At 59.1% G+C, this 2,095-nt stretch carries 2 protein-coding genes; one reads left to right on the top strand and one right to left on the bottom strand.

Annotated features, from left to right (window positions below; genetic code table 11):
- The coding region (locus P0D89_RS52440; protein ID WP_408379532.1) for a transposase at positions 1 to 825 on the bottom strand (825 nt) is incomplete at its 3' end.
- A 128-nt stretch (positions 826 to 953) separates the two neighbouring features.
- On the opposite strand from P0D89_RS52440, the gene P0D89_RS52435 reads away from it, so the two are divergent.
- On the top strand, positions 954 to 1,115 hold the full coding sequence (locus P0D89_RS52435; protein WP_408371017.1) for a hypothetical protein: 162 nt from the start codon (positions 954 to 956) through the stop codon (positions 1,113 to 1,115).
- The last annotated feature ends 980 nt before the right edge of the window (positions 1,116 to 2,095 follow it).

Raw genomic sequence — 2,095 nt, 5'->3', positions numbered from 1 at the left:
AAGCGTCTTGAACGCATAGTGAACGTCACTGATGCGCTCAAAGCGCAGCAGCAGACGGCGGAACTTGTCCTCCCAGGCGAAGACCCGCTCAATGGTCCTGAAACGCTCCTCGAAGATGGCCGGATCATAGCGCTGCTTGCGGCCTCGCTTCGGTGTTTTGCGTCCGCGCGGATTCTCGGGGATGTTCGGGGTCATGCCGCGATTGAAGATCGCCTTGCGGTTGGCCCTGCAGTCGTAGACGCCATCCAGGCTGACGATTGAACCGTGCAGGCCCGCGCCAATGGCGCGGGCCATGGCGGTGAGGCTTGGCAGCGCGTCGCGCAACAGCGGTGATTCGTTGCGGTTGCCGGGAGCGCTGATGAATGGTGCAATGACGTTGCAGTTGCGATCGCACAAGGCTACCACCTTGTCGCCCTTCAGATGCTTGTGCCCGCTATACCCGAGATTGTCGCCGCCTTTCTTCGCCGCCGTCGTGGTACCGTCGCCGTGGATGACCGAAAGGTCAAGCAACTGGTCCTGATGAAGCTGCTGCACCGAGCCCGAAAAGATGGCATCAATACAACCATCGGCCTGCCAGCGACGAAACGTGCGGTAGATGCGCGTATAGTGGATTTCAGGGTGACCTTCTGCATTCCTGTCGATCGGCAGCATCTTCCATTGACAACCCATGTACAGCGCCTGCAGGATGTAGTTGAAGATCTTGTGCAAGGCCAGCGTGGGGCGAGGTCCGCGACGGCCCAGGCTCAGATGCGGCCAGACAAATTGCTCGAACTGCTCTAGGCGCAATCTTGTTGGAATCTTTTGCCAGCATGGGCTTCGGGTCATTCGCTGCGTCCAGAAATTCAGTCCGGGCGCGGCTTGCAGACAAACTCCATGGCCGTCGAAAACCCGCAACCAGTTGCCCGACAGTGGTCCAGATATTGACCGATGAATCATCAAACTGAGAGAAGAAAATGAACCAGCTTGCACACATCGACCGCGACGGCCCGGTTGCGGTTGCGGTTGCGGTTGCGGTCGCGCCCGGGCCTCGGGCCTTGTTGCCCGAGTTCATCACAAAACTGATTCTCGAACGGTCCCCGTCGATTGGTCGAATTCGCAACCTGAGGATTATTTGATAATCGTGCCTTGGTGGCTCATGGCATGAGCAAACCGTGACAAGCCCGGATTTTTGAATGAGGGCGAAATGTGAAGGGTCGGATAATTTCAGTTTCCGAAACTTCGTTTGCGCGCATTGGACGACCGAATGGAAATGAATGGCCTCGACTGGCCACCGCGCATTCAAAGCCACGCTGCCTCGCCAACGCGTAGCCGGCCGGCATTCGTCCTACGGGATCGCCAGTGATATGGCGCAGAAGTTGGCCAGAACGCAGGGCACGAGCAGAAGAGGGCTGAACACCCATAGCATGGACTATCAAGTTACCTACCAGCACAGCTTGCGGTCGGCGCGGGAAGATTTCATCGTTCACGTCCCGTCGCAGATGGTCTGCAATGTACCGGCCACGGTTGACCAGATAATCCAGAGGCTTTGTCCGTCTGGAGTTCTGCCTCAATCTGCCTTCGGAGGCAACCGGCGTTGTCGCCGATGTGCATGGTTGCAAGGGGACGCGATATTTTCGACTTTGCGCGTCCGGAGCGGTCGGCGGGCCGCCGGATCATTAAACGCAACGCAGCTAATACGACTTATCACCATTAGGCCCGGCCAAAAAAAAGCCCGCACGCGTCGCGGACCCGGTTATGGCGGAGCAGAAACGGGCGGCCAGTCTTGCCGCCAGCCCCGCCCTGCTCCGTTTGTGGTCACGTGTCGCTAGCCCGGACCACATCTACATAATAGTCACTGCACCGGCGCGCCGCGGACTTTTCAGCCGCGCTGCACCGCCCCGAGCTTCAGCGGGCGGCCGGCCGCTACGTGACGTGACGTCAGGATTTGCCGGATGGCTGCCCGTGACTGCCCGGCGGTGGCCGGCGCGCCCCGCTGAACCGCCCACCTGGCCCGCTTTTCAGCTCGCCGTTCAGCGCTTATAAAGGAAAATGGACTTCATGGCGCGGTCTCTGCTTGATGCACAAATCTGGATGTCATAACCGACATGCGAAACGC

Source organism: Paraburkholderia sp. RL18-085-BIA-A (assembly GCF_046027075.1).
Lineage (GTDB): Bacteria > Pseudomonadota > Gammaproteobacteria > Burkholderiales > Burkholderiaceae > Paraburkholderia.
This window is presented reverse-complemented; position numbering and strand designations above follow the sequence as displayed.

What these genes read in the sequence shown, in the direction of transcription:
- P0D89_RS52435 (WP_408371017.1), top strand. Translation starts at nt 954, where the DNA reads ATGAACCAGCTTGCACACATCGACCGCGACGGCCCGGTTGCGGTTGCG.